23 protein-coding genes and 1 other RNA gene are annotated in these 21,281 nt (G+C 68.3%); 16 read left to right on the top strand and 8 right to left on the bottom strand.

All coding sequences use genetic code 11. The annotated features are described in order from the left end of the window. Nucleotides 1–39 precede the first annotated feature (39 nt). Nucleotides 40–1,530 carry a beta-N-acetylhexosaminidase gene (gene nagZ / locus EV138_RS04035; protein WP_133977090.1) on the top strand — a complete coding sequence of 497 codons (1,491 nt, stop codon included), beginning with the start codon at nucleotides 40–42 and terminating at the stop codon, nucleotides 1,528–1,530. Nucleotides 1,531–1,650: 120 nt separating this feature from the next. Here the strand turns inward: nagZ and EV138_RS04030 are convergent, their stop codons facing one another. Beyond that, nucleotides 1,651–2,313, bottom strand: coding sequence for a VOC family protein (locus tag EV138_RS04030; RefSeq protein ID WP_133977089.1), 663 nt, complete (start codon nucleotides 2,311–2,313; stop codon nucleotides 1,651–1,653). Between the two features lie 83 nt (nucleotides 2,314–2,396). Continuing rightward, on the bottom strand, nucleotides 2,397–3,587 hold the full coding sequence (locus EV138_RS04025; RefSeq protein ID WP_133977088.1) for an ROK family protein: 1,191 nt from the start codon (nucleotides 3,585–3,587) through the stop codon (nucleotides 2,397–2,399). Nucleotides 3,588–3,734: 147 nt separating this feature from the next. Between EV138_RS04025 and EV138_RS04020 the strand changes: the two genes are divergently transcribed. The 6 genes from EV138_RS04020 (at nucleotide 3,735) to EV138_RS03995 (ending at nucleotide 11,613) form a co-directional block, all read left to right on the top strand. Further along, entirely contained in the window at nucleotides 3,735–5,393 is a 1,659-nt protein-coding gene (locus EV138_RS04020; RefSeq protein ID WP_133977087.1) for a glycoside hydrolase family 13 protein, read from the top strand. Between the two features lie 79 nt (nucleotides 5,394–5,472). Then, on the top strand, nucleotides 5,473–6,606 hold the full coding sequence (locus EV138_RS04015; RefSeq protein ID WP_133977086.1) for a Nif3-like dinuclear metal center hexameric protein: 1,134 nt from the start codon (nucleotides 5,473–5,475) through the stop codon (nucleotides 6,604–6,606). Nucleotides 6,607–6,654: 48 nt separating this feature from the next. Next, nucleotides 6,655–8,115 carry a hypothetical protein gene (locus tag EV138_RS04010; protein WP_133977085.1) on the top strand — a complete coding sequence of 487 codons (1,461 nt, stop codon included), beginning with the start codon at nucleotides 6,655–6,657 and terminating at the stop codon, nucleotides 8,113–8,115. A gap of 141 nt (nucleotides 8,116–8,256) precedes the next feature. Further along, nucleotides 8,257–9,000 (top strand): zinc ribbon domain-containing protein, encoded by a 744-nt coding sequence (locus EV138_RS04005; RefSeq protein ID WP_133977084.1) that lies wholly within the window; start codon nucleotides 8,257–8,259, stop codon nucleotides 8,998–9,000. After that, a complete protein-coding gene (locus EV138_RS04000) occupies nucleotides 8,997–10,124 on the top strand; it encodes a bifunctional RNase H/acid phosphatase (protein WP_133977083.1) in 1,128 nt (375 codons plus the stop codon). Before EV138_RS04005 ends, EV138_RS04000 begins: the two co-directional genes overlap by 4 nt. Nucleotides 10,125–10,176: 52 nt before the next feature. Beyond that, the gene (locus EV138_RS03995; protein WP_133977082.1) at nucleotides 10,177–11,613 is read left to right on the top strand and encodes an RNB domain-containing ribonuclease; all 1,437 of its coding nucleotides are present in this window, start codon (nucleotides 10,177–10,179) and stop codon (nucleotides 11,611–11,613) included. On the opposite strand, the gene EV138_RS03990 is transcribed toward EV138_RS03995, so the two are convergent. Beyond that, nucleotides 11,602–12,174 carry a TetR/AcrR family transcriptional regulator gene (locus EV138_RS03990; RefSeq protein WP_133977081.1) on the bottom strand — a complete coding sequence of 191 codons (573 nt, stop codon included), beginning with the start codon at nucleotides 12,172–12,174 and terminating at the stop codon, nucleotides 11,602–11,604. The genes EV138_RS03995 and EV138_RS03990 overlap by 12 nt on opposite strands. A gap of 53 nt (nucleotides 12,175–12,227) precedes the next feature. On the opposite strand from EV138_RS03990, the gene EV138_RS03985 reads away from it, so the two are divergent. The 3 genes from EV138_RS03985 to EV138_RS03975 all read left to right on the top strand — a co-directional run bounded on the left by EV138_RS03985 (nucleotide 12,228) and on the right by EV138_RS03975 (nucleotide 14,031). Beyond that, nucleotides 12,228–12,719, top strand: a complete 492-nt coding sequence (locus EV138_RS03985; RefSeq protein WP_238157947.1) for a GNAT family N-acetyltransferase — start codon at nucleotides 12,228–12,230, stop codon at nucleotides 12,717–12,719. Continuing rightward, a complete protein-coding gene (locus EV138_RS03980; RefSeq protein WP_133977080.1) occupies nucleotides 12,712–13,206 on the top strand; it encodes a GNAT family N-acetyltransferase in 495 nt (164 codons plus the stop codon). Before EV138_RS03985 ends, EV138_RS03980 begins: the two co-directional genes overlap by 8 nt. Nucleotides 13,207–13,293: 87 nt before the next feature. After that, entirely contained in the window at nucleotides 13,294–14,031 is a 738-nt protein-coding gene (locus tag EV138_RS03975) for a DUF899 domain-containing protein (RefSeq protein WP_133977079.1), read from the top strand. A 34-nt stretch (nucleotides 14,032–14,065) separates the two neighbouring features. On the opposite strand, the gene rnpB is transcribed toward EV138_RS03975, so the two are convergent. Together rnpB and EV138_RS03965 are read right to left on the bottom strand one after the other, a co-directional pair. Next, nucleotides 14,066–14,489, bottom strand: an RNA gene (rnpB, locus tag EV138_RS03970) — RNase P RNA component class A. A 7-nt stretch (nucleotides 14,490–14,496) separates the two neighbouring features. After that, on the bottom strand, nucleotides 14,497–14,865 hold the full coding sequence (locus tag EV138_RS03965) for a DUF952 domain-containing protein (protein WP_133977078.1): 369 nt from the start codon (nucleotides 14,863–14,865) through the stop codon (nucleotides 14,497–14,499). 255 nt (nucleotides 14,866–15,120) lie between these two features. Here EV138_RS03965 and EV138_RS03960 point away from each other — a divergent pair, with 255 nt between their 5' ends. From EV138_RS03960 to EV138_RS03950, 3 genes are read left to right on the top strand one after another with little or no spacing between them, the layout of a single operon-like run. After that, nucleotides 15,121–16,596 (top strand): S10 family peptidase, encoded by a 1,476-nt coding sequence (locus EV138_RS03960; RefSeq protein ID WP_133977077.1) that lies wholly within the window; start codon nucleotides 15,121–15,123, stop codon nucleotides 16,594–16,596. After that, nucleotides 16,593–17,363, top strand: coding sequence for a nucleotidyltransferase domain-containing protein (locus EV138_RS03955; RefSeq protein ID WP_133977076.1), 771 nt, complete (start codon nucleotides 16,593–16,595; stop codon nucleotides 17,361–17,363). Before EV138_RS03960 ends, EV138_RS03955 begins: the two co-directional genes overlap by 4 nt. Continuing rightward, nucleotides 17,364–17,819: a GNAT family N-acetyltransferase gene (locus EV138_RS03950; protein ID WP_133977075.1), complete on the top strand. Its 456-nt coding sequence runs from the start codon at nucleotides 17,364–17,366 to the stop codon at nucleotides 17,817–17,819. Here EV138_RS03950 and EV138_RS03945 read toward each other — a convergent pair. Then, nucleotides 17,789–18,199 carry a GNAT family N-acetyltransferase gene (locus EV138_RS03945; protein ID WP_133977074.1) on the bottom strand — a complete coding sequence of 137 codons (411 nt, stop codon included), beginning with the start codon at nucleotides 18,197–18,199 and terminating at the stop codon, nucleotides 17,789–17,791. The genes EV138_RS03950 and EV138_RS03945 overlap by 31 nt on opposite strands. After that, nucleotides 18,196–19,044: a type I methionyl aminopeptidase gene (gene map / locus EV138_RS03940; RefSeq protein WP_112236585.1), complete on the bottom strand. Its 849-nt coding sequence runs from the start codon at nucleotides 19,042–19,044 to the stop codon at nucleotides 18,196–18,198. Before map ends, EV138_RS03945 begins: the two co-directional genes overlap by 4 nt. A 53-nt stretch (nucleotides 19,045–19,097) precedes the next feature. Here map and EV138_RS03935 point away from each other — a divergent pair, with 53 nt between their 5' ends. After that, nucleotides 19,098–19,286, top strand: coding sequence for a hypothetical protein (locus EV138_RS03935; RefSeq protein WP_133977073.1), 189 nt, complete (start codon nucleotides 19,098–19,100; stop codon nucleotides 19,284–19,286). A 72-nt stretch (nucleotides 19,287–19,358) separates the two neighbouring features. On the opposite strand, the gene EV138_RS03930 is transcribed toward EV138_RS03935, so the two are convergent. Continuing rightward, complete coding sequence (locus tag EV138_RS03930; protein WP_133977072.1) at nucleotides 19,359–19,979, bottom strand: histone H1-like repetitive region-containing protein; 621 nt, start codon at nucleotides 19,977–19,979, stop codon at nucleotides 19,359–19,361. A gap of 317 nt (nucleotides 19,980–20,296) precedes the next feature. Between EV138_RS03930 and EV138_RS03925 the strand changes: the two genes are divergently transcribed. Together EV138_RS03925 and EV138_RS37160 are read left to right on the top strand one after the other, a co-directional pair. Further along, nucleotides 20,297–21,034, top strand: coding sequence for a helical backbone metal receptor (locus EV138_RS03925; protein WP_133977071.1), 738 nt, complete (start codon nucleotides 20,297–20,299; stop codon nucleotides 21,032–21,034). A gap of 63 nt (nucleotides 21,035–21,097) precedes the next feature. Beyond that, nucleotides 21,098–21,274, top strand: coding sequence for a hypothetical protein (locus tag EV138_RS37160; RefSeq protein WP_157979518.1), 177 nt, complete (start codon nucleotides 21,098–21,100; stop codon nucleotides 21,272–21,274). Nucleotides 21,275–21,281 lie beyond the last annotated feature (7 nt).

The following is a 21,281-nucleotide window of genomic DNA, read 5'->3' as shown; positions in this document are numbered from 1 at the left end:
GGGTGGCGGCGGGGTGCGGAAGCGGGAGAGGGTGGGCAGATGAGTGAACAGTTGAGGACCTTCGCCGCCCCGCCGCCGCAGTCGCTGGATCGGGATGCCGCCGGTGCGCTGATCGTCGGGTTCAACGGGACGACCGCTCCGGACGACCTCCGCCGTGCCGTCGCGGCCGGGCTCGGGGCCGTCATCCTCTTCACCCGCAACGTCGTCGACGCCGAGCAGGTCTCCGCGCTGACCACCACGCTCCGATCCGAGCGCCCCGATCTGCTGATCGCGATCGACCACGAGGGCGGCGAGTTCAGCCACCTCGCGCCGGCGAACCCCTGGCCGCTCGCCTCACCACGTTCCCTCGGCGAACTCGACGACCTCGACCTGACCCGCTCCTCGGCCCGCGACGCGGCCGCAACCCTCGCCTCGCTGGGCATCGACCTGATGCTCGCCCCGTCCGTCGACGTGAACAGCAACCCGGCGAACCCGGTGATCTCCACCCGCTCCTTCGGTACGACGGCTGCCGTTGTCGCCCGGCACGGCGTCGCCTTCCTGGAAGGTGTTCGCGAGGCCGGGATCGCCGGCTGCCCGAAGCACTTCCCGGGCCACGGCGACGTCGCCGTCGACTCCCACCTCGCGCTGCCCCGCGTCGACCGCTCGATCGAACAGGTCACCGCCGTCGAACTCGCCCCCTTCAAGGCCACCATCGACGCCGGCGCCGACGTGATCATGAGCGCCCACATCGTCTTCTCGGCGTACGACGACCAGCCGGCCACCTTGTCCCGGCGCATCCTGCACGGCCTGCTCCGCGAGGAACTCGGCTTCACCGGCGTGATCACCACCGACGCCCTGGAGATGCAGGCGATCACCGCGACCCGGTCGATCGAGGACGCCACCGTCGCCTCGATCCGGGCCGGCGCCGACCTGGCGATGATCGCGATCGGCGAAGCGGACCCGCACACGCTGACCGCCCGCCTGGTCGATGCCGTCGGCAACGGAACCCTCGACGAGGCCCGCCTCGCCGACGCCGCGGGCCGCGTCCGCTCGCTCGCCGCCTCGCTGGCGACCCGCAACCGGGCGCCCGGACTCGACGGTGCCCCGGTGCGAGAGGTCGCCGCCCGCATCGTTGCCCGCCAGGAGTTCCCGGCGCTCGGCAGTTCGCCGTACGTCGTCGATCTGACCCAGGGCCTGCACCCCGCCTGGAACCCTTATTTCAGTGGACTTCCGGAGGTCTTCGCCCGCGTCGCACCGACCTCGGACGGCGTCGTCCTCCGCGGTGAGGACTCGGCCGCCCTCGCCACTGCCCAGAACGCCGCCATCGGCCGCCCGCTGGTCGTCGCCCTCCAAGATGCAATCCGTACGCCGTGGATGCGCGCTGCCCTCGACCACCTGCTCCAAAGCCACGAAGGCGACATCTTCATCCTCTGCACCGGCATCCCCGAAGACCGCGCCATCGTCCCCGCCGCAGTCCCCACCGCCGTCACCTACGGCCGCAACCTCGTCGTCCTCGAGGAAGTAGCCAAAGCCCTCACCAGACAACCCTGAGTTCGCCCCGCGTCGTGTCGGCGGCCCCCGATTTGGTGGACCCGGATTGGACGGATCCGGGACGGTGGCTGGCCGACGCGGCGCGGGGCGTCGTACGGCTGACGGTCGGGGTCGACTGAGCTACTGCAGATTGGTGAGGGTGGAGCCGTCTGGCCAGCCGCAGATGCAGAGGCGGTTGCCGGCGCTGTCGGCGAGGATCCAGCTGCGGGGGGCTTCGGAGTCGTCGACGATGCGGCCTCCGGCAGCCAGGGCGGCCGCAACGCGGGCCTCGACGTGTTCGCGAGCTACGGAGACGTCGATATGCATCGCGTGCCGCAGAGGCTTGTCCGGGTTGAGTTCCTGCATCCAGACAGTGGAGCCGTGGCCGAGCGGATCGATGGCGTTGTCGTCGTCCAGCGGCGAGTATCCGAGCGCGGCGCGCCAGAAGCCGACTTCGATCGACTCGGGCTTGGCCGCGATCGCCAGCGAGACTTCCTGTGCACTCGCCCGATCGGCGACGGCGCCGTACTGTCGCGCAGTCGCCGAGATCGCCCGCCCGAGCTCGATGTGGCCGGCCTCCAGCTTCCAGACGCCGCGATTCAACCGCACGCTGAGCTGCTCGCCGTCGATCGACAGCCGGACGCCCGAGCCTTCGACGCCCGAGGTCTCGGCGATCGCCACGGCAAGGCGTGCGGCATCGCTCAACGACTGAGTCCTGAAGACAGCAACCGCGCCGCCGTGCAACACCACCCAGTCGTCCAGGCCATCGGCCGTCAAGAACTCGCGCCACTCCTGCTCACTCATGCGGGCCTCCCGACTGGAAACAAACTTGCACCTGGCGATTGTTTCTTTCCACCTGGCTATCCCGCCAGCCCTCGGATCGTTGGTCAGGGGCGTGGGTGGAGGTCGAGGTCGAGGGCGTGGGTTTCGACGTAGTTGAGGGCGTGGCGTACTGCGCCCACGCCGACGATCGCGTCGCCGAGAGAGGACGTGGTGACTCGTGGTGGGGTGGCGGTGAATGTGGCCAGGTCGGCCTCGATCTGGGGGAGGAGGGAGCCGGCGGCCGAGGCGACGGCGCCGCCGATGACCACCAGGGCGGGGTTGAAGACGATACCGAGGGTGGCGATGACGCGGGCCGTTCGGGTGGCGATGTCGTCAAGGATGCCTTGGGCAACTTTGTCGCCGTCGGCCGCGGCGGCGAAGACGAGTTCGGCGGTGACCGGCCCGGGGAGCTCCCGTAATCGGGTCGGAACGGATGAGGCGACCGCGGAAAGCCCTTGTTCACGGGCGATCCGGGCGATCCCGTGGGTGTCGCCGACGCCTTCGACGAGCTTGAGGTAGACCATCTCGCCGGCCCCACCGCGGCTGCCGTGCAAGAGCCGGCCCGAGTCCATCAGCCCGGAACCGAAGCGCTCACCGGCCAGCAGTACGACGAGGTCGTCGACCCCGCGGGCCTCGCCGCGCCAGTGTTCGCCCAGCGCCGCCAGGTTAGCGTCGTTCTCCAGCAGCACCGGCCAGCCGTGCAACGACGTCAGCCGCGTGGTCAGCCCGGTGTCGAACTGCCGCCAGAACTCGTCGTCGACCAGGATGTTCCCGTCCCGATCGACCGGCGCGGCGACGCCGACTCCCGCGGCCAGCACCGAAGCATCCGTGATCCCCGCAACGGACAACGTCTCGACGACCGCGTCGTGCACGTGCGACGTGCGCTCGGCGGCAGAAGTGGACCGCTGGAACGAGCGCCCGGCCTTCGCCACCGTCTCCCCGCGCAGATCCGCGAGCAGCACCGTCGTCTTGGCCGCGCCCACGTCGATCCCGAGCACATACCCCGCGTGACTGTTGAACTCGAACCGTCGCGACGGCCGGCCGACCAGGCTGTCGTCCCGGCCCGGGTCGTGTTCGACCACCCAGCCCATCGCGATCAGGTCGTTGCAGACGGCATGCACCGTCGCGCGGGTCAGGCCGGTGGCCTCGATCAGGCCGGTGCCGGTCATCACGCCCGTGCTCGACAGTACGCCGAGCAGTTTCCCGGCGTTGACCCTGCGTAACAGCGGTGGTGTGGCCGCCGACGTCTTCGTCATTTTCCCCCTTGACCTCCTCGCAACCGCCCGCGCACAATACTGCAGAATCTAAATTTAGAGTCTATATAAATCAACCGGCAACCCCGCCGCCATCCGCCGGAAACACCGCGGACCGCCGGTCGCCGGAACCAACCGAGTGAGGCGCTCTTGACCAGCACAGATCAGGTGATCCCCGCACGTGAATCGTCCGACCCCGACTGGTGGCGGCAGGCCGTCGTCTACCAGATCTACCCGCGCAGCTTCGCCGACTCCGACGCCGACGGCGTGGGCGATCTGCAGGGCATCATCAGCCGGGTTGCGTACCTGACCGAGCTGGGCATCGACGCCGTCTGGCTGAGCCCGTTCTACCCCTCCGCCCTGGCCGACGGCGGGTACGACGTCGACGACTACCGCAACGTGGACCCCCGGCTGGGCACGCTGACCGACTTCGACGAACTGGTCGAGGCGCTGCACACCGCCGGCATCAAGCTGATCGTGGACATCGTCCCCAACCACACCTCGGACCGGCACGAGTGGTTCCGCGAGGCCCTCGCCGCCCCGAAGGATTCACCTGAACGCGACCGGTACATCTTCCGCGACGGGACCGGCCCGGCCGGAGCAGAGCCGCCGTCGGACTGGGACTCGGTCTTCGGTGGATCCGCCTGGGCCCGGACCGAGGACGGCCAGTGGTACCTGCACCTCTTCGCGGCCGAGCAGCCCGATCTCAACTGGCACAACCAGGAGGTCCGCGACGACTTCCTGACCACCCTGCGGTTCTGGTCGGACCGCGGCGTCGACGGGTTCCGGATCGATGTCGCGCACGCACTGGTCAAGGACCTCAGTGAGCCGCTGCCGTCGAAGACCACGCTGCCGCGCCAGTCGGAGTCCAACGGCCTGCACCCGTTGTGGGACCGCGACGAGGTGCACGAGATCTACACCGAGTGGCGCAAGGTGCTCAACGAGTACGACCCGCCCCGCTCGGCCGTGGCCGAGGCATTCGTCCCGGCCGCCCGCCGCGCGCGGTACGCGAGTGCCGACGGGCTCGGCCAGGCCTTCAACTTCGATCTTCTGCAGGCCGACTGGGACTACGCCAAGTTCCGCAAGGTGATCGAGGAGAACCTGGCGCTTGCCGAGGACAACGGTTCGTCGAGCACCTGGGTGTTCTCCAATCACGACGTCGTCCGGCACGCGACGCGGTACGGGCTGCCGAACGATCCGGAAGGCGCCTGGCAGGACGGCAAGGCGTGGCTGCTCAGCAACGGCACGGAGCCCACAGTCGACGTAGTACAAGGGTTGCGGCGTGCGCGGGCGGCGGTTCTGCTGATGCTGGCGCTGCCCGGTTCGGCGTACCTGTATCAAGGTGAGGAGCTCGGTCTGCAGGAGGTCGGCGAGTTGCCGGCGGCGAGCCTGCAAGACCCGGCGTACTTCCGCTCGAAGGGGGCCGAAAAGGGCCGCGACGGCTGCCGCGTGCCACTGCCGTGGACGATCGGCGGGCTGTCGTTCGGCTTCGGCGCGGGCGGTTCGCACCTGCTGCAACCGACGTGGTTCGGTCAGTACTCCGTGGAGGCGCAGGAAGGCGACCCCGGATCGACGCTGAGTCTCTACCGCAAGGCCCTCGCCGTACGCCGGGGCCTGCAGACCAGCGAGGCCCTCGAATGGGTGGACGGAGTCGAGTGGGCCCTGCACTTCAAGCGCCCGGGCGGCTGGCAGTCGGTGACCAACTTCGGCGCCGCCCCGATCGAGCTCCCCGAGGGCGCGGTCGTCCTGTCCAGCGGCCCGCTCGAAGGCGACAAGCTTCCCTCCGACACGACCGCCTGGCTGATCTAGCAAGAGATTCCCGTACGCCGTGACGCGAGGCGGCTGCCCCCTGCGGCCGTCTCGCGCCTCGACGCGGCAGGATGGTGGCGTGGAACCGACACTTGGTGACGTGCTTGCGGTCCTCGACGCGTTGTACGACCCTGCCTGGGCGGAGAGCTGGGACGCGGTCGGGCTCGTGACCGGGGACCTGGACCAACCGGTGCGGAAGATCCTCTTCGCGGTCGACCCGATGCGGGTCGTCGTCGACGAGGCGATCAGCGGGAACTTCGACCTGCTGGTCACCCACCATCCGCTGCTGCTCCGCGGCGTGAACAGCGTCGCGGCGACCACGCCCAAGGGCAAGGTCATCCACGACCTGATCAAGAGCGGTACGGCGCTGCACGTCTGCCACACCAACGCGGACAACGCGAACCCCGGCGTGAGCGACGCCCTCGCCAGGAAGCTCAACCTGCAGGACACCCGGCCGCTGAAGGCCTTGCCGCAGGACCCGATGGACAAGCTCGTCGTCTATGTGCCGGTCGACGACACCCAGAAGGTGATCGACGCTCTCGCCGCGATTGGTGCCGGACAGATCGGCGACTACGACCGCGCCGCGTGGATGTCGGCCGGCGAAGGCACCTTCCGCCCGCGGGAAGGTGCGAATCCGGCGATCGGCAAAGTCGGTGAGATCGAGGTCGTGCCCGAGTCCCGCGTGGAGATGGTGCTGCCGCGGCATCGCCGGCGGGCGGCGGTCGAAGCGATCAGGAGCGCGCATCCGTACGAGGAGCCGGCGTTCGACATCTTCGAGTTGGCCGCGTTGCCGAGCGACCTCGGCGGCGGGCGGATCGGCGTACTGGCGGAGCCGCTGACGCTCGAGGGGTTCGCTGCGACTGTTGCCGCGAACCTGCCGCCGACGCAGCACGGCGTACGGGTGTCCGGTGATTTGCAGCGGCGGGTCGAGTCCGTGGCTGTCGTCGGGGGAGCGGGCGACTCCGAGTTCGACCGGGTCCGCGCCGCGGGGGTCGATGCGTACGTGACGGCCGACCTCCGGCATCACCCGGCGACCGAGGCACGCGCGTACGACGAGGGCCCGGCGCTGATCGACGTCGCACACTGGGCCAGCGAATGGCCGTGGCTCGAGGACGCCGAGCGGCTGGTCGCAGACCGTCTCGCCTCGCGGGGATTCACCATCAGCACGACCGTGTCGACGATCTGCACGGACGCCTGGACCGCTCGCTACTGAAAGCCAGCTGCCGCTGGACTAGACCCGAACGGCTCTAGGGTGGCGCCCATGAACCTGCGTCTGGGGGCCGTCGCGCTGGTGCTGGCCGGTCTGCTGTTGTCGGCCTGCGGACCCGCCGAGAAGCCGGAGACGAACCCACAGCCGGCACAGCCGACCGGCACGCCGGCCGGCCTGCCCTCGGTGTCTCACCCGAAGGCCGAGGTTCCGAAGGACCGCGACCTCGCCAGGGTCGTCTCGACGCTGACCGGCATCGACGCCTGCCGGTTGCTCGATCCCACCAAGGCGCCGAGCCTCGGCAAGGCGACCGTCCGCAGAACCAGTCCGCATACCTGCGAGATCGAGGGCCGGAACGCTCTGGTCCGCGCCGAACTCGGCGCGTGGGGTGACTGGAGCAAACGGTTCGCGTGGGAGCTCGGCGAGGTGCGCGGTGCCCGGATCTACCGGCAGCGCTTCGATGACGAGTGCACGGTCTGGATGCCGGTGTCCTTCGACTACTCGATCCGCTTCTTCAGCTCCACGAAGTTCACGCGACCCGAAACCGCTTGCCGCGAGGCCGATGCCTTCGCAGCGGCGGCCGTTCCGGTGCTGACCAAGGCGGGTACTCCGGCGCGCGTACCGCTGGCGGGCTGGAGCGGTTGCGCAGCACTGAGCGCGATTCTCGGTCAGCCGGTCGGATCGCTGCAGCTCGGTGGCGCCTCGTCGGACTTCGTCAACGGTTGCACCGGCCGTACCGCGAGCCTCGGCATCTGGTACGGAACCGCGCTGAAGGCGTCCAAGAAGACGCTGCGGATCGGCGGCCGGACGGTCGGGGTGGACGAGTACAAGGAGTGCAGCCTGACGTGGGACCAGGGACTTTCCGGGCAGCCGGCCCCGAACGACCGGATCCGGGTCGACATCACTGCGCCGACGTGCTCCGCGGGACAGCAGTTGGTCAGGAAGGCCCAGACGCTTCTCGCCGGTCCGGCACCGAAGCGAGCCTCGGCGCAGTACCCCTTGTACCTGCGCGCGGACGAACCTGACTCACCTCGGCCGGGTGCCTGCGCGGATCTGAACCTCGACGACCGGACACCGTGCCAGCCCTACGTGCCGGTGGATGCGCCGAAAAGTGCCGCGGAGATCCTTCGCCGAGCGCAGGCGGATCCCAATGTGGTTTGCGCGATCAGTACGGCCTCAGTCGGCAAAATCCTCGGAGCCGGTCTCCAGCCCGTGACCACGCGCGACGAGAGCTGCACGTATGTGGAGCAGGCACATCGCCTCCAGATCGTCGTGGGCATCAGCAACCAGTCGTCGCTCGCCTACCAGTCGGACCTCCAGTCCCCGAAGATCGCCGGTCGCGAGGCGAAGCTCAAGACCGGCGCGGCCGAGAACGTGCTGGTGGTGGACTGCGGGCAAGGGGTCTTCCTCGAGCTCGACTTCGCCTTCTCGAAAGGCCGCGCCGGCCGGCTCGACCCGGCCCGGACGAAAGATCTCGAGCCGCTGGCGACCGAGATCGTCGGCCGGTTCTTCTGATCACGGCAGGTGGATTGCTGCCTTGCGAGCTCGGGGCAGTACCGTGGACACTCACATCTCGACGCTCTGCACCGACGCCTGGACCCTGCGGCTCTGACGGTGCGGTTGCTGACAATTGAACTGAGCTAAAAGGAGCCGACCCTGAACGCCGAGCCCGCCGTCCAACGCCGGTTACTGGACCTGCAGGATCTCGACCTGCAGCTGGATCAGGTCGCCCACAAGCGCAAATCGCTGCCCGAGCACCAGGCCCTGGCCGAGCTGGGCGCGGAGAAGTCCGTGGTCGACCGCGAACTCGTCACCGCCGACACCGAGGTCAGCGATCTGCAGCGCGAGCAGAAGAAGGCCGACAGCGATGTCGACCAGGTCCGCCAGCGCAAGGCCCGCAACCAGCAGCGCCTCGACTCCGGCGCGGTCACCTCGCCGCGCGACCTGGAGAACCTGCAGCACGAGATCGGCTCGCTGGACCGCCGGATCTCCGACCTGGAGGACGCCGAGCTCGAAGTGATGGAGCGGCTGGAGGCCGCCGAGGCGGTGCAGGCCGACCTGCGTTCGAGGGCGGAGGCGTTCGCCGGCCGGCAGGCCGAGCTGGAGAGCACCCGGGACGCCGCGCTCAAGGAGCTCGACGAGCAGCGCACCGTGCTGGGCGACAAGCGCGCGGCCGTCGCCGCGGAGTTGCCGGACGACCTGATCACGACGTACCAGAAGCTGCGTGAGCGCAACGGCGGGATCGGGGCGGCGCCGCTGGTCGGCAAGCGCTGCATGGGTTGCCGGATGGAGCTGGCGCCGTCCGACCTGACGAAGTTCAAGGCCGCGGCACCTGACGCTGTACTGCGTTGTGAGGAGTGCGGCCGCATTCTGGTTCGTACTTCGGAAAGCAGCGTATGAGTTACTCCCACGTGATCGTCGAGGCCGACGGTGGCTCGCGCGGCAACCCCGGCCCGGCGGCGTACGGCGCGTTGGTGCGCGACCCCGGGACCGGTCAAGTGATCGCTCAGGCCGGTGTGACGATCGGCATCGCGACCAACAACGTCGCGGAGTACAGCGGGTTGATCGCCGGCCTGGAGCTGGCCGCGGAGTACGCGCCGAACGCCTCGATCGAGGTGCGGATGGACTCCAAGCTGGTGATCGAGCAGATGGCCGGCCGGTGGAAGATCAAGCACCCGGACATGAAGCCGCTGGCGATGAAGGCGCAGTCGCTGGCGCCGTTCGGGACCGAGTGGACCTGGGTGCCGCGGGCGCAGAACGCGGCCGCCGACGCGCTGGCGAACATGGCGCTCGACGGCATTCCGGTTCCGCGCCACCCTAGCGAGGCGGCTCCCGCAGCAGCCGCCGTACCGACCGAGGCGACCGATCAGCAGAAGGCCATGCGCGGTTGGGGTGCGCAGACCGAGCCGCCGACGCAGCTGATCTTCCTGCGGCACGGCGAGACGCCGCACACCGTGGACAAGCGGTTCTCGGGTGCCGGTGGAGCCGACCCGGCGCTGAGTGAGACCGGGGTGGCGCAGGCGCACGCGGCCGCGCAGTACCTGTCGAAGATCGGTGGCGTCGACGCGGTGATCTCGTCCCCGATGCTGCGGGCCCGGCAGACGGCCGATGTGGTGGCCGGGGCGCTCGGGCTCGACGTGGTGGTGAACGACGCGTGGATCGAGTGCTCGTTCGGCGAGTGGGACGGGTTCACGTTCGCCGAGGTGCGGGAGAAGTGGCCCGAGGCACTCAACGCGTGGATGGAGTCGACGTCGGTCGCGCCGCCCGGTGGCGAGTCGTTCGACGCCTGCGCCCGGCGAGCGAGGTCCGCCCGCGACTCGGTGTTGTCGGCGTACCCGGGCAAGACGGTCGTCGTGGTCACCCACGTGACGCCGATCAAACTGATGGTCCGCGGCGTCCTGCAGGCCCCGATGACGTCGCTGTTCCGGATGGAACTCCGCCCCGCGGCCATCACCGAGATCCACTGGTACGCCGACGGCCTGGCCTCGCTGAAGTCCTTCAACCTCCAGCCCTCGCTAGTCTGACCCTTACAACCCACCACGACGGGGTGGTGGGCTGAGTGGACGGAGTGGTCGGGTGCCGTTGCAAAGGGTGCGTTTCGCCGAGGAAGTCCCCGAGGTGTTCCGGGCGTCGCTGTCGGCGATCCGGCGCGAACTCGACGTACCGGCGGAGTTTCCGGCCGAGGTGGTGCAGGCGGCGCTGACCGCGGCGGACAACCCGCGGCTGCCCGACCTGGACCGGACCGACCTCGAGTTCGTGACGATCGATCCGCCCGACTCGATGGACCTCGACCAGGCCCTGCACATCGAGCGGAACGGCGACGGCTACACCGTGTACTACGCGATCGCCGACGTCGCCGCGTTCGTCCGGCCCGGCGACCCGATCGACGTCGAGGCGCGCAAGCGCGGCGAGACGCTCTACGCGCCCGACAAGCGCACGCCGCTGCATCCGCCGGAACTGTCCGAGGGCGCGGCGTCGTTGCTGCCCGACCAGGTCCGGCCGGCCTTGCTCTGGACGATCCAGGTCGACGCCTCGGGTGAAGGCACGGACGTGAACTGCAAGCGCGCCCTGGTGAAGTCGCGCGCCAAGCTCAACTACGCCGGCGTACAGCAGGACCTGGATGCCGGAACGGCGTCGGAATCGCTGCAGTTGCTCCGCGAGGTCGGCAAGCTCCGCGAGCAGCGCGAGCTCGAACGTGGCGGCGTGAACCTGCCGATCCCGGACCAGGAAGTTGTCAGCGGCAACGGTGAGTGGAGCCTCGAGTTCCGCGCGCCGCTCCCGGTCGAGGGCTGGAACGCGCAGATCTCCCTGCTCACCGGGATGGCCGCCGCGCATCTGATGATGTACGGCGAGATCGGCATCCTGCGCACGCTGCCCGAGTCCCACGACGACCTTCGCCGCAAGCTGGAGAACACCGCCAAAGCGCTGGGGATCGCGTGGCCGGTCGGTACGTCGTACGCGCAGTTCATCCACGGTCTGGACCCGAAGGTGCCGGCCCACGCGGCGATGCTCGCGGCGTGCACGGTGCTCTTCCGCGGCGCCGGGTACACCTCGTTCTCCGGTGGGGTGCCCGAGCAGCCGGAGCACGCGGCGATGAAGTCGGAGTACGCGCACGTCACCGCGCCGCTGCGGCGGCTGGTGGATCGCTGGACCGGCGAGATCTGCGTGGCGCTGTGCGCCGACACCCCGGTGCCGGACTGGGTCCGCGAGTCGATGGACGACATCCCGAAGATCATGGACGAGGCCGATCGCAAGGCCCACGCCTACGAGCGCGCGATCGTGTCGATGGTCGAGGCGGGGCTGGTCGCGGATCAGGTCGGGTCGGGGTTCGACGGCGTGATCACCGACGTCGACGATCGCGAGCAGACCCGCGGCATCGTCGCGCTGTCCACGGTCGCGATCGAGGGCCGCGTCACCGGCAAGACCGCGCTGCCGCTGGGCCAACCGGTCCGCGTCAAGCTGGTCCAGGCCGACATCAGTGCCGGCACGATTGCCTTTGAACTAGTTGGCTAGGTAGTCCTCGACGGCCGCGGTCACGCGATCGGTGTCGCCGGTAGCGAGGAGGTCGAGCAACGCTCCTCGCAACATGGCCAGTACGCCGGTACGCCGTGCTTCGCCGCGGCTACTCGTGCGCTCCTGCTCGGGCTGCGCTGTCGCGAGCAATTCGAGCCAGTCGGCCACCGTCGAGCGGGCGTAGTCGGCCCACGGTCCCTCCGGCGCGACCAGGGACCGTCCGTAGGCCTCGACCCACAAGGTCATCAGCGGGCGTCGCTCCTTGGCGGCGAGCCAGCTCCACAGCTCCCGAGCGATGACCTCGAGCCCGGGCGCATCGTCGTACCGGCTGTTGATCTCTTGGAGGAGCTCCAGCTCGTCGGTGCGGCTCCGGGCGAGCAGGGCGCGGATCAGCCCGTCCTTGCTGCCGAACAGGAACAGCAGCACGCGCGGACTCGAGCCGATCGCGGTCGCCAGCGGACGCAACGACAGATCGGCCAGCCCGTGCGTCAGCGAGTACGCGTAGGCGCGGTCGAGCAACTCGGTCTCCCGCGCGGAGGGGGCTGGTTTCGTCGTGGCCACGGGGTTAGTATCGCTCACTGAAACAGTCGTGTCAGTAGAGCGGGGTAGCCAGAGTGCAGATCAGAGAACTGGGACAGCCGGGGGACCTCGGCTGGGTGGTGATGGCGCACGGGGAGGTCTACCGGCGCGAGTTCGGCTTCGACGAGAGCTTCGAGGCGTTCACCGCGCGGTACGTCGCCGGCTTCGCGAGCAAGCAGGACGCCGGTGGCGGCGCGGCCTGGATCGCGACGGACGACGACGGTCGCCGGCTGGGATGCGCGTTCTGCCTGCCGGGTGACGAGCCCGACACCGTCGTACTGCGTTGTCTGCTGGTTCACCCGGACGCGCGTGGCCTTGGGCTCGGCGGCCGGCTGCTCGACACGGCTGTGGAGTTCGGCCGTACTGCGGGGTTCCGGCGGCTGAAGTTGTGGACGAACGACCCGCTGGTGACCGCGCAGGGCATGTACGCGGGTCGCGGGTTCACCTTGACGCGGAAGCGCCCGCATCGGGCTTTCGGGCTGGACCTCGTCGAGCTGCACTACGAACTGGAGTTGGACGATGAGTGAGACGGTGATCCGGGCAGCTGTGGAGCCAGGCGATCTCGGCTGGGTGGTGATGGCGCATGGCGAGTTGTATGCGGCCGAGTTCGGCTGGGGGAGTGAGTTCGAGCAGTTGGTGGCGGGGATCGTCGCCGACTACGCGGCCTCGCACGATCCGCAGTACGAGGCCGCCTGGATCGCCGAGCTCGACGGGGAGCGGGTCGGGTCGATCTTCTGCGTGCGCGGGCCGGACGACGGTACGGCGAAGCTGCGGTTGCTGTTGCTCGATCCTGCCGCGCGTGGCCATGGGCTCGGGGCGCAACTGGTGGACACCTGCCTGGCGTTCGCGCGCTCGGCCGGTTACAAGCGGATGGTGTTGTGGACCACCGACCGCCAAGTCGCGGCCGGGCAGATCTACCTCGCTCGCGGCTTCCGGCTGACCGGCGACGAACTCGACGAACGCTTCGCCGACGGCGTACTCAGCCAGTACTACGAACTCGACCTGACCGATTAGCGTTCTGGATGTCGAGCCGGGCCGGGCGGCTCCGACGTCCGCAGCGAACGCACTCCGCTCCGGGGTGCCTGTGAACGGGAGAAGTGCATGGAGCTGCCTGAGGTCGTCTCGCGGTCGGAGTGGCTGGTCGCGCGGAAGAAGTTCCTGGCGGAGGAGAAGGAGTTCACGCGGCGGCGCGACGAGCTGAACGCGAATCGCCGCCGGCTGCCGATGGTGCTGGTGGAGCAGGACTACGTGTTCACCGGTCCCGACGGACCTGTGCGGCTGCTGGACGTCTTCGAGGGTCGGCTGCAGTTGGTCGTGTACCACTTCATGTTCGCTCCGGAGTGGGACGCGGGCTGCCCGAACTGCACGTGGCTGTCCGACGACATCGGCCGGCTGGACGGGCTGCACGAAATGCAGACCACGTACGCCGCGGTGTCGCGCGCGCCGTACGAGAAGATCGCCGCCTACAAGGAGCAGCGGGGCTGGACGTTCCCGTGGTACTCGTCGGCCGGGACGAGCTTCAACTACGACTTCCACGTCACGCTCGACGAGTCGGTGCTGCCGCTGGAGTACAACTACCGCACCAAGGCCGAGTGGGAGGCCTTGCCGAGCGGCGGCCTCGTGCAAGGCGAGCAGCCGTTCGACCTGCACGGCATGAGCTGCTTCCTCCGCACCGGCGACGCCGTCCACCACACCTACTCGACGTACGGCCGAGGCACCGACTCCCTGGGCTTCTCCGGCACCGTCATCGACCTCACCGCCCTGGGCCGCCAGGAACCCTGGGAACTACCCGCCGGCCGCATCCCCGCCCCCGACCACCACGCCGACGGCTGCCATTAGGTTCGGGCAGGCCGTCGTCAGTGCGGGTGATGGGTGAACGGGCCGGTCTTTAAGCCGGATTCTGTGGTCGGCGATCATCTATCTACGGTGTCCGTTGCCGGGCACCTCTAGCGGCCTACCCGCGAGCTCGGGCGGGCAGCCCTCGAACGCTCGCGCAGGCGGCGGTTGCCCGCCGCCCTCTTGGCCTTGCTCCACGTGGGGTTTACCGAGCCTCCCCAGTCACCTGGGGAGCTGGTGGTCTCTTACACCACCGTTTCACCCTCACCCGCACTCCGATGAACCACGGGGTCCATCGAAGCCGCTGGCGGTCTGTTCTCTGTGGCACTGTCCCGCGGGTTGCCCCGGGTGGGCGTTACCCACCACGCTGCCCTGTGGAGTCCGGACTTTCCTCGGCGGCCACCGGGTGACCGCGAAACCGCGGCACTACCGATGAACGACGCGATCGCCCGACCGACCCGTTCACCCTCAGGATAGTGCCTGCGCAGCGACTTCCGGCCAACGCCCGTCCGCGCCCCGCTCGTACGGCCGGACCTCGACGACCGCGTCCGGATTGAGCGGCCCGTACAGATGCGGGAACGACATCCCGATCCCGTCCAGATCCTCGTCGCACAACGCCGACACCAGCCGCTCGACCTCGATCACGAGCACGCACAGCGGCTCGGTCACATCGGCGTAGAACGAGTTGGCCACCGTCGCCACCTGATCGGCGTACGAGCAATGGATGAACGCCGCCCCGTCATCGAGCGACTGCCCCCTGGTGGACCACCGATAACACTCCGCCTCCCGTGCCGCTTCCCACTGCTCCACGAACGCCAGATGAAAAATCACCGCCATACCCGAAAGGCTATCGGCGCCACCCCCGAACCGCGCGTACCGACGGACAGGAGGTGTCAGCACGATCACCTGGACGGCACGCTCAGGCAAAGAACCGGCAGAGCTCTCCAGGGTGATACCTCCTGTCGCTCGGTACGCCGACCCTTGCGCTTCCCGGGTTCGCAGTACGGGATGGGGTTTCGCGTGCTGCATGACCTGCCGGCCGGTCGTTAAATTCGTACCGGGGGTGAGGGAAGGCGCTGATAGGTTTTCGGCATGGCGACTCCTGAGACGGCTGGGGAAAGCACTACCGCGGCGGCGAAGGCGCCCGTCGACGATCTCGTCACCACGCGGCACGAGCTGCGGATCGGCAAGGAGACGCTGAAGTACACGGCGACCACCGGCCGCGTCGTACTGCGGCAGGAGGTGCTCACCGAGGGCAAGTTCGACGGGCACCTGCCGAAGGCCGAGGTGTTCCTGACCGCGTACACGCTCGACGACGCGGACGCCTCGCAGCGGCCGGTGACGTTCGCCTTCAACGGCGGCCCGGGATCTTCGAGCATCTGGCTGCACCTCGGGCTGCTCGGGCCGCGTCGCGCGGTCTCCGGCGACGTCGGAGAGCTCGCGCCACCGCCGTACGGGCTGGAGGACAACGCGGAGACGCTGCTGCGGCACAGCGACCTGGTGTTCATCGACCCGGTGTCGACCGGGTACTCGCGCGCGGTCGAGGGCGAGAAGCCGGGGGAGTACCACGGGTTCACCCGCGACCTGGAGTCCGTCGGTGAGGTGATCCGGCTGTGGACGTCGCGGAACGGGCGCTGGATGTCGCCGAAGTTCCTGGCCGGCGAGTCCTACGGTACGACGCGCGCCGCCGGGCTGGCCGCCCATCTGCAGGACCGGTACGGGATGTACCTGAACGGCGTGATGCTGATCTCCGCGGTACTGGAGTTCGGGACGCTCGACTTCACGCCGGGCAACGACCTGCCGTTCGCGCTGTACCTGCCGTCGTACGCCGCGACCGCGCACTACCACGGGCTGGTCCCGGACCGCGAGCTGTCCGACGTGCTCGCGGACGCGGAGCGGTACGCCGCCGGCCGGTACCCGAATGCGCTTGCCCAGGGCAACCGGTTGCCGGACGACTACCGGGCCGAGGTGATCGCCCGGCTGGCATCGCTGACCGGGCTGGCGGAGGACTACCTCGACCGGGTGAACCTGCGCATCGAGCACACCCGCTTCTTCGCCGAACTGCTGCGCTCGCGTCGCCGGGTGGTCGGTCGGCTGGACAGCAGGTTCACCGGCTGGGACGTGGACTCCGCTGGTGAGGTGTCGAACGACGACCCGTCGTTCCGCGCGATCATCGGGCCCTACACCGCGGCACTGAACCACTACGTGCGGGCGGAACTCGAGTACCACAACGACCTGCCGTACGAGTTCCTCAGCCGGGATGCGGCGAAGGACTGGTCGTTCAAGGAGTTCGAGAGCAACCACGTCACGGTCGCCGACAAGCTCGCCGAGGCGATGCGAGCCAACCCCCACCTGAAGGTCCACATCGCCTCCGGCTACTACGACTGCGCCACCCCGTACTTCGCCACGGAGCACACAGTCGCCCGCCTCCAGATCCCCGCGGAACTCCACGCCAACATAGAACTCCGCTACTACCCGGCCGGCCACATGATGTACGTCAACGAAGAATCCCGCCTCCGCCAGTCCGAAGACCTAGCCACCTTCATCCAGAACGCCTCCAACCGATGATCCTGCCCGGCGACGTCGAGTCGGTCACCTCGCAGTACCTGCAACTGATCGACAAGGCGCTGCCGGACCACGTCGTCGGGCTGTATCTGACCGGCTCGGTGCCACTCGGCGACTTCCGGCCCGGTCGCAGCGATATCGACGGGGTAGTGGTGCTCGCCGAGCCGCTGAAGGATGTCGAGGCGGTGCGCGAGGTGCATGCTCGCCTACCGGCGAAGCCCTCCTTCGACGTGACCTACCTGACCGCCGCCGAACTCGCCTCCCCGCCCGATCCTCGTCAGCCGGTGGCGTTCTCACTGGACGGGATCTTCAAGCAAGACCCGAGTGGCGGCCCGGTAGGTCCGGTGTTGTGGTCGGAGATGGCGCGTCAATCCCTGGCTGTTCGCAGGACGCCGGGCCTGGTCGTTCACGACGATCACCAGGCGCTCGTCGACTTCACCCGCGCCAACCTCACGTCGTACTGGCAACCAACCTACGACCAGCTCGAGGCGGCTGTCGCTGACCGACCCGATGATGCGGTGATGCCGGACTGGGCGCTGCCGTGGGTCGTCCTCGGCGTACCGCGGCTGCACGCACTACTTGCTACCGGCAACATCGTGTCCAAGACCGCCGCCGGCGAACACGCCCTGGTCGCCTTCCCCGACTGGACTGGGTTGATCTCGCGCTGCCTGTCCCATCGGGCCGGCGAGCCGATCACCTTCACCACCACCGACGCCAAAACCGCCGTCTCCTTCGGCCGCAAGGTGATCGCCGACGCTCTGGCGCTGTAGATGCTGCTGATTCGCAAGGCCTCGCCGGCGACGACCAGTCCGCTACCCGCGGACGTCGTACTCCGTACGCCGACACCCGTCGACACGATCCCGCTGGGTCGGCTGTACTTCGAGTCGTACGAGCCGGGGGTTGCTTGCGCGAGCGAGGCGGAGGCGATCGACGACATCGGCGCGACCTTCGACGGCGCCTACGGCACGTTGAGTGGCGACTGGAGTTGGCTGGCGGTGGCGGGCGATCAGCTCGTCGGTGCGTTGCTGGTCGTCGAGCGGGCGCCCTGGCCGGATACGCCGGACTGTCCGTTCATCATCGAGCTGTTCGTCGCGCCCACACATCGCCGCCTTGGGCTTGCCCGTGCTCTGCTGGCGACCGTTGGTACGCAGTCGGCGCTGAGAGTTGCCGAAGACAACGTTCCGGCGCGGCGGCTCTACGAGTCGGTGGGTTTCCAGCCGGGGTAGATGCGGAAGCCGCTGAAGGTGTGGTGGGGGAGGGAAGCGTAGAAGTCCTGGGCGGTGTCGGTGACCAGGTCGATGCGTTGGGCACCAGTCAGTGGCATGGCGTATTCGAGGAGAGCTCGGGCGATGCCCTGGCGGCGATGGGTGGCTGCGACCGCCAACTCCGCCAGGTAGGCCTGGATATGGCCGTCGCTCAGCAGGTAGGCGAAGGCGACGACTTCGCCGTTGTCGTCGAGGGCAACGACCGACGTCACGCCGGGTCCGGTCAGTACTGCGTGGGCGCGCTCGTGGTCGGCCGGGAAGCTCGGCCAGCCTTCGGCTTCGCACAGGGCGACGATGCCGGGCAGGTGAGCGCGCTCGTACTGCGTGTAGCGCGCGTTCACGGCAAGGTGAGGACTTCGGCGCCGGTGTCGGTGACGACCAGGGTGTGCTCGAACTGCGCGGTCCTGGACTTGTCCTTTGTCGTCGCGGTCCAGCCGTCGTCCCACAGGTCGTAGTCGTAGCTGCCGAGGGTGAGCATCGGCTCGATCGTGAACGTCATCCCCGGCTCCATCACGTCGTCGAACCGCTCGTCGTCGTAGTGCGGGATGATCAGCCCGGAGTGGAACGAGGTGGCGATCCCGTGGCCGGTGAAGTCGCGGACGACGCCGTACCCGAAGCGCTTCGCGTACGACTCGATGACGCGGCCGATGATGCTCACCTGACGGCCGGGCTTGACCGCCTTGATGCCGCGGTTGAGCGCTTCCTGCGTGCGCTCTACCAGCAGCCGGCTCTCCTCGTCGACGTCGCCGACCAGGAACGTCGCGTTGGTGTCGCCGTGCACGCCGTCCAGGAACGCGGTGATGTCGACGTTGACGATGTCGCCGTCCTCGAGCGGGCGGTCGTCCGGGATGCCGTGACAGATCACCTCGTTCACCGAGGTGCACAACGACTTCGGGTAGTTGCGGTAGCCCAGCGTCGACGGATACGCGCCGCGCTCGACCAGGTACTCGTGGCCGATCGCGTCGAGTTCGTCGGTCGTCACCCCGGGCTTGGCGGCAGCACCGACGGCCTGCAACGCCTGCGCGGCCAGCTTGCTCGCGACGCGCATCTTCTCGATCAACTCCGGCGCGGTCACGTACGAGCCTTCGTACGGCGTGGGCGCGGGCTTGTCGACGTACTCCGGCCGGGGAATGGAAGCGGGTACCGGACGGCGAGGCGAGATGATGCCAGGAGTGAGAAGCGACATGGTGGGATCATTCTAGAGAGTTGCGACAAGCGACCGGGAGGTGGTCATCCTTTATGTCCGACGATCACAGCAACGAGTGGTACTACAACGTGAAGACCGGCAAGGTCGAGCCCTACGAAGGCGACAAGGCCTCCGAGCGACTCGGGCCGTACAGCTCGCCGGAAAAGGCGGCCCGCGCGCTGGAGAAGGTCCAGGAACGCAACGAGGCCTGGGACAACGACCCCAAGTGGAACGACGACTGACTGCTGCGGAAACGCCTGCGGGGCACCACCGGAAACGGTGGTGCCCCGCAGCTTTTCGGCTACTGCGCCGGATCAGGCCTTCTTCGCGGCGGCCTTGCGCGCCGGGGCCTTCCGGGTCGTCGTCGCGCGCTTGGCGACGGTCTTGCGGGCCGGCGCCTTCTTCGCGGCCACCCGAGCGGGCGCCTTCTTGGCGGCGGCCTTTGTGGCCGGTGCCTTCTTCGCGGCGACCTTGCGAGCGGGCGCCTTCTTGGCGGCGACCTTCTTCGCGGCGGTCTTCTTCGCCGGCGCCTTCTTGGCCACGGTCTTCTTGGCGGTGGTCTTCTTCGCCGGGGCCTTCTTGGCGGTCACCTTCTTGGCGGTCACCTTCTTGGCCGGCGCCTTCTTCGCCACCGTCTTCTTCGCGGTCACCTTCTTGGCCGGCGCCTTTTTCGCCACGGTCTTCTTGGCGGCGGTCTTCTTCGCCGGCGCCTTCTTGGCCACGGTCTTCTTCGCGGTGGTCTTCTTCGCGGCGACCTTTGTGGCCGGTGCCTTCTTCGCCGCAGTCACCTTCTTCGCCGTTGTCGTCTTCTTCGCTGCGGTGACCTTGCGCGCGGTGGTCGTCTTCGCGGCGCTGGCCTTCTTGGCGACAGTCTTCTTGGCGGGAGAAGCCTTTTTGGCTGTCGCCTTCCCTGCGGCTGCCTTCTTGGCTGGCACTTCTGCCTCCTTGGTGCGGCTGAGGAAAACCACGGTGGATTCCTCGTCGTCATGATGATGACAACACTTGGTGGCTACGTAAAGCACCTGAAACGTGTGCAGCTTAAGGCGTCCGGATACGCTATCCGGGTGAATAGTGCGAAAATCCTTGTGGAGAAGGGTTTTCACCGCACCCGGAGCATGCCGGAAGCCGGGAAAGATTTGTTGGCGACACGCACGCGAAGTTGCCGCGGATCGGCCGATTCGGTGTGCTCCGGCACAAGTGTTGTCCTCGGCAACCTCTGCCGAACGACCCGGGAAAGACAGGTTTCGCTGCCATGCAGGACGATGTGGGAACAGTGCTCGCGATGCCGTCGCGAGTGCGTCGAGTGGTCAGTATCGTGCCCTCGTTGACGGAAGCGATCGCCGCCACGCATCGCGAGTTGCTGGTCGGTGCGACGGACTGGTGCACGCATCCCGGAGACCTCGACGTGACACGCGTGCGAGGTACCAAGAACCCCGACCTCGAACTGATTCGTGAGCTCGCGCCGGACGTCGTGATCGCGAATGCCGAAGAGAATCGCGAAGCCGATCTCGACGCATTGCGGGCGGCCGGAATCGCGGTCTGGGTGACCGCGCCGACGACGCTCGACGAATCACTCGGCTGTCTTCGCCGGATGCTCTCGGCAATCACCGGTGACGTCCCGCAATGGCTGACCGACGCGACCGCGAGTTGGAGTACGCCGTACGCCGGGCCGCGTCGTCGCGCGATCGTGCCGATCTGGCGGCGGCCGTGGATGGCCTTGGGACGGGACACGTTTGCGGGTGATGTGCTGCGGCGACTCGGCATCGACAACGTGCTGGCGGAATCACCCGAGCGCTATCCGAAGTTCGACCCGGCCGCGCTGCCGGAGTACGACCTGGTTGTTTTGCCGGACGAGCCGTATGCGTTCTCGGTGAATGACGGACCGGAGGCTTTTACCCGGCCGGCCAAATGCGTCTCGGGCCGCCACCTCACCTGGTACGGCCCATCGCTCACCGAGGCCCGAAGCGTGCTCACCGAACAGTTGCAGTGACGTGCGCCACGAAGACTGCGCTGTCAGGTAGACGGTTAGGTATGCCTCACCTACACTCGCCTGGTGCCGTCCGTGACCGCGAAGAAGAAGTGCTGCAAGGACAAGCCGAGGTGCAAGAAGTGCCCGGTGGTCCTGAAGCGGCTGGCTGATGCCGGCTGCGCGGAGCGGCTGGACCGCGTCCACTACAAGGTGGACAAGAAGGTCAAGAAAAAGGTGCTGAAGGAAGCCCGCGCCCGCTAGGGCTCCG

It is taken from the genome of Kribbella voronezhensis, from assembly GCF_004365175.1.
GTDB lineage: Bacteria > Actinomycetota > Actinomycetes > Propionibacteriales > Kribbellaceae > Kribbella > Kribbella voronezhensis.
The sequence above is the reverse complement of the archived record's forward strand: the minus strand, read 5'-3'. Positions and strand labels throughout refer to the sequence as shown.

Bases quoted from the DNA above. Each gene is read 5' to 3' on its own strand.
- nagZ (WP_133977090.1), top strand. From the start codon at position 40: ATGAGTGAACAGTTGAGGACCTTCGCCGCCCCGCCGCCGCAGTCGCTG.
- EV138_RS04030 (WP_133977089.1), bottom strand. From the start codon at position 2,313: ATGAGTGAGCAGGAGTGGCGCGAGTTCTTGACGGCCGATGGCCTGGAC.
- EV138_RS04025 (WP_133977088.1), bottom strand. From the start codon at position 3,587: ATGACGAAGACGTCGGCGGCCACACCACCGCTGTTACGCAGGGTCAAC.
- EV138_RS04010 (WP_133977085.1), top strand. From the start codon at position 6,655: ATGAACCTGCGTCTGGGGGCCGTCGCGCTGGTGCTGGCCGGTCTGCTG.
- EV138_RS04000 (WP_133977083.1), top strand. From the start codon at position 8,997: ATGAGTTACTCCCACGTGATCGTCGAGGCCGACGGTGGCTCGCGCGGC.
- EV138_RS03980 (WP_133977080.1), top strand. From the start codon at position 12,712: ATGAGTGAGACGGTGATCCGGGCAGCTGTGGAGCCAGGCGATCTCGGC.
- EV138_RS03975 (WP_133977079.1), top strand. From the start codon at position 13,294: ATGGAGCTGCCTGAGGTCGTCTCGCGGTCGGAGTGGCTGGTCGCGCGG.
- EV138_RS03965 (WP_133977078.1), bottom strand. From the start codon at position 14,865: ATGGCGGTGATTTTTCATCTGGCGTTCGTGGAGCAGTGGGAAGCGGCA.
- EV138_RS03960 (WP_133977077.1), top strand. From the start codon at position 15,121: ATGGCGACTCCTGAGACGGCTGGGGAAAGCACTACCGCGGCGGCGAAG.
- EV138_RS03955 (WP_133977076.1), top strand. From the start codon at position 16,593: ATGATCCTGCCCGGCGACGTCGAGTCGGTCACCTCGCAGTACCTGCAA.
- EV138_RS03950 (WP_133977075.1), top strand. From the start codon at position 17,364: ATGCTGCTGATTCGCAAGGCCTCGCCGGCGACGACCAGTCCGCTACCC.
- map (WP_112236585.1), bottom strand. From the start codon at position 19,044: ATGTCGCTTCTCACTCCTGGCATCATCTCGCCTCGCCGTCCGGTACCC.
- EV138_RS03935 (WP_133977073.1), top strand. From the start codon at position 19,098: ATGTCCGACGATCACAGCAACGAGTGGTACTACAACGTGAAGACCGGC.
- EV138_RS03925 (WP_133977071.1), top strand. From the start codon at position 20,297: ATGCAGGACGATGTGGGAACAGTGCTCGCGATGCCGTCGCGAGTGCGT.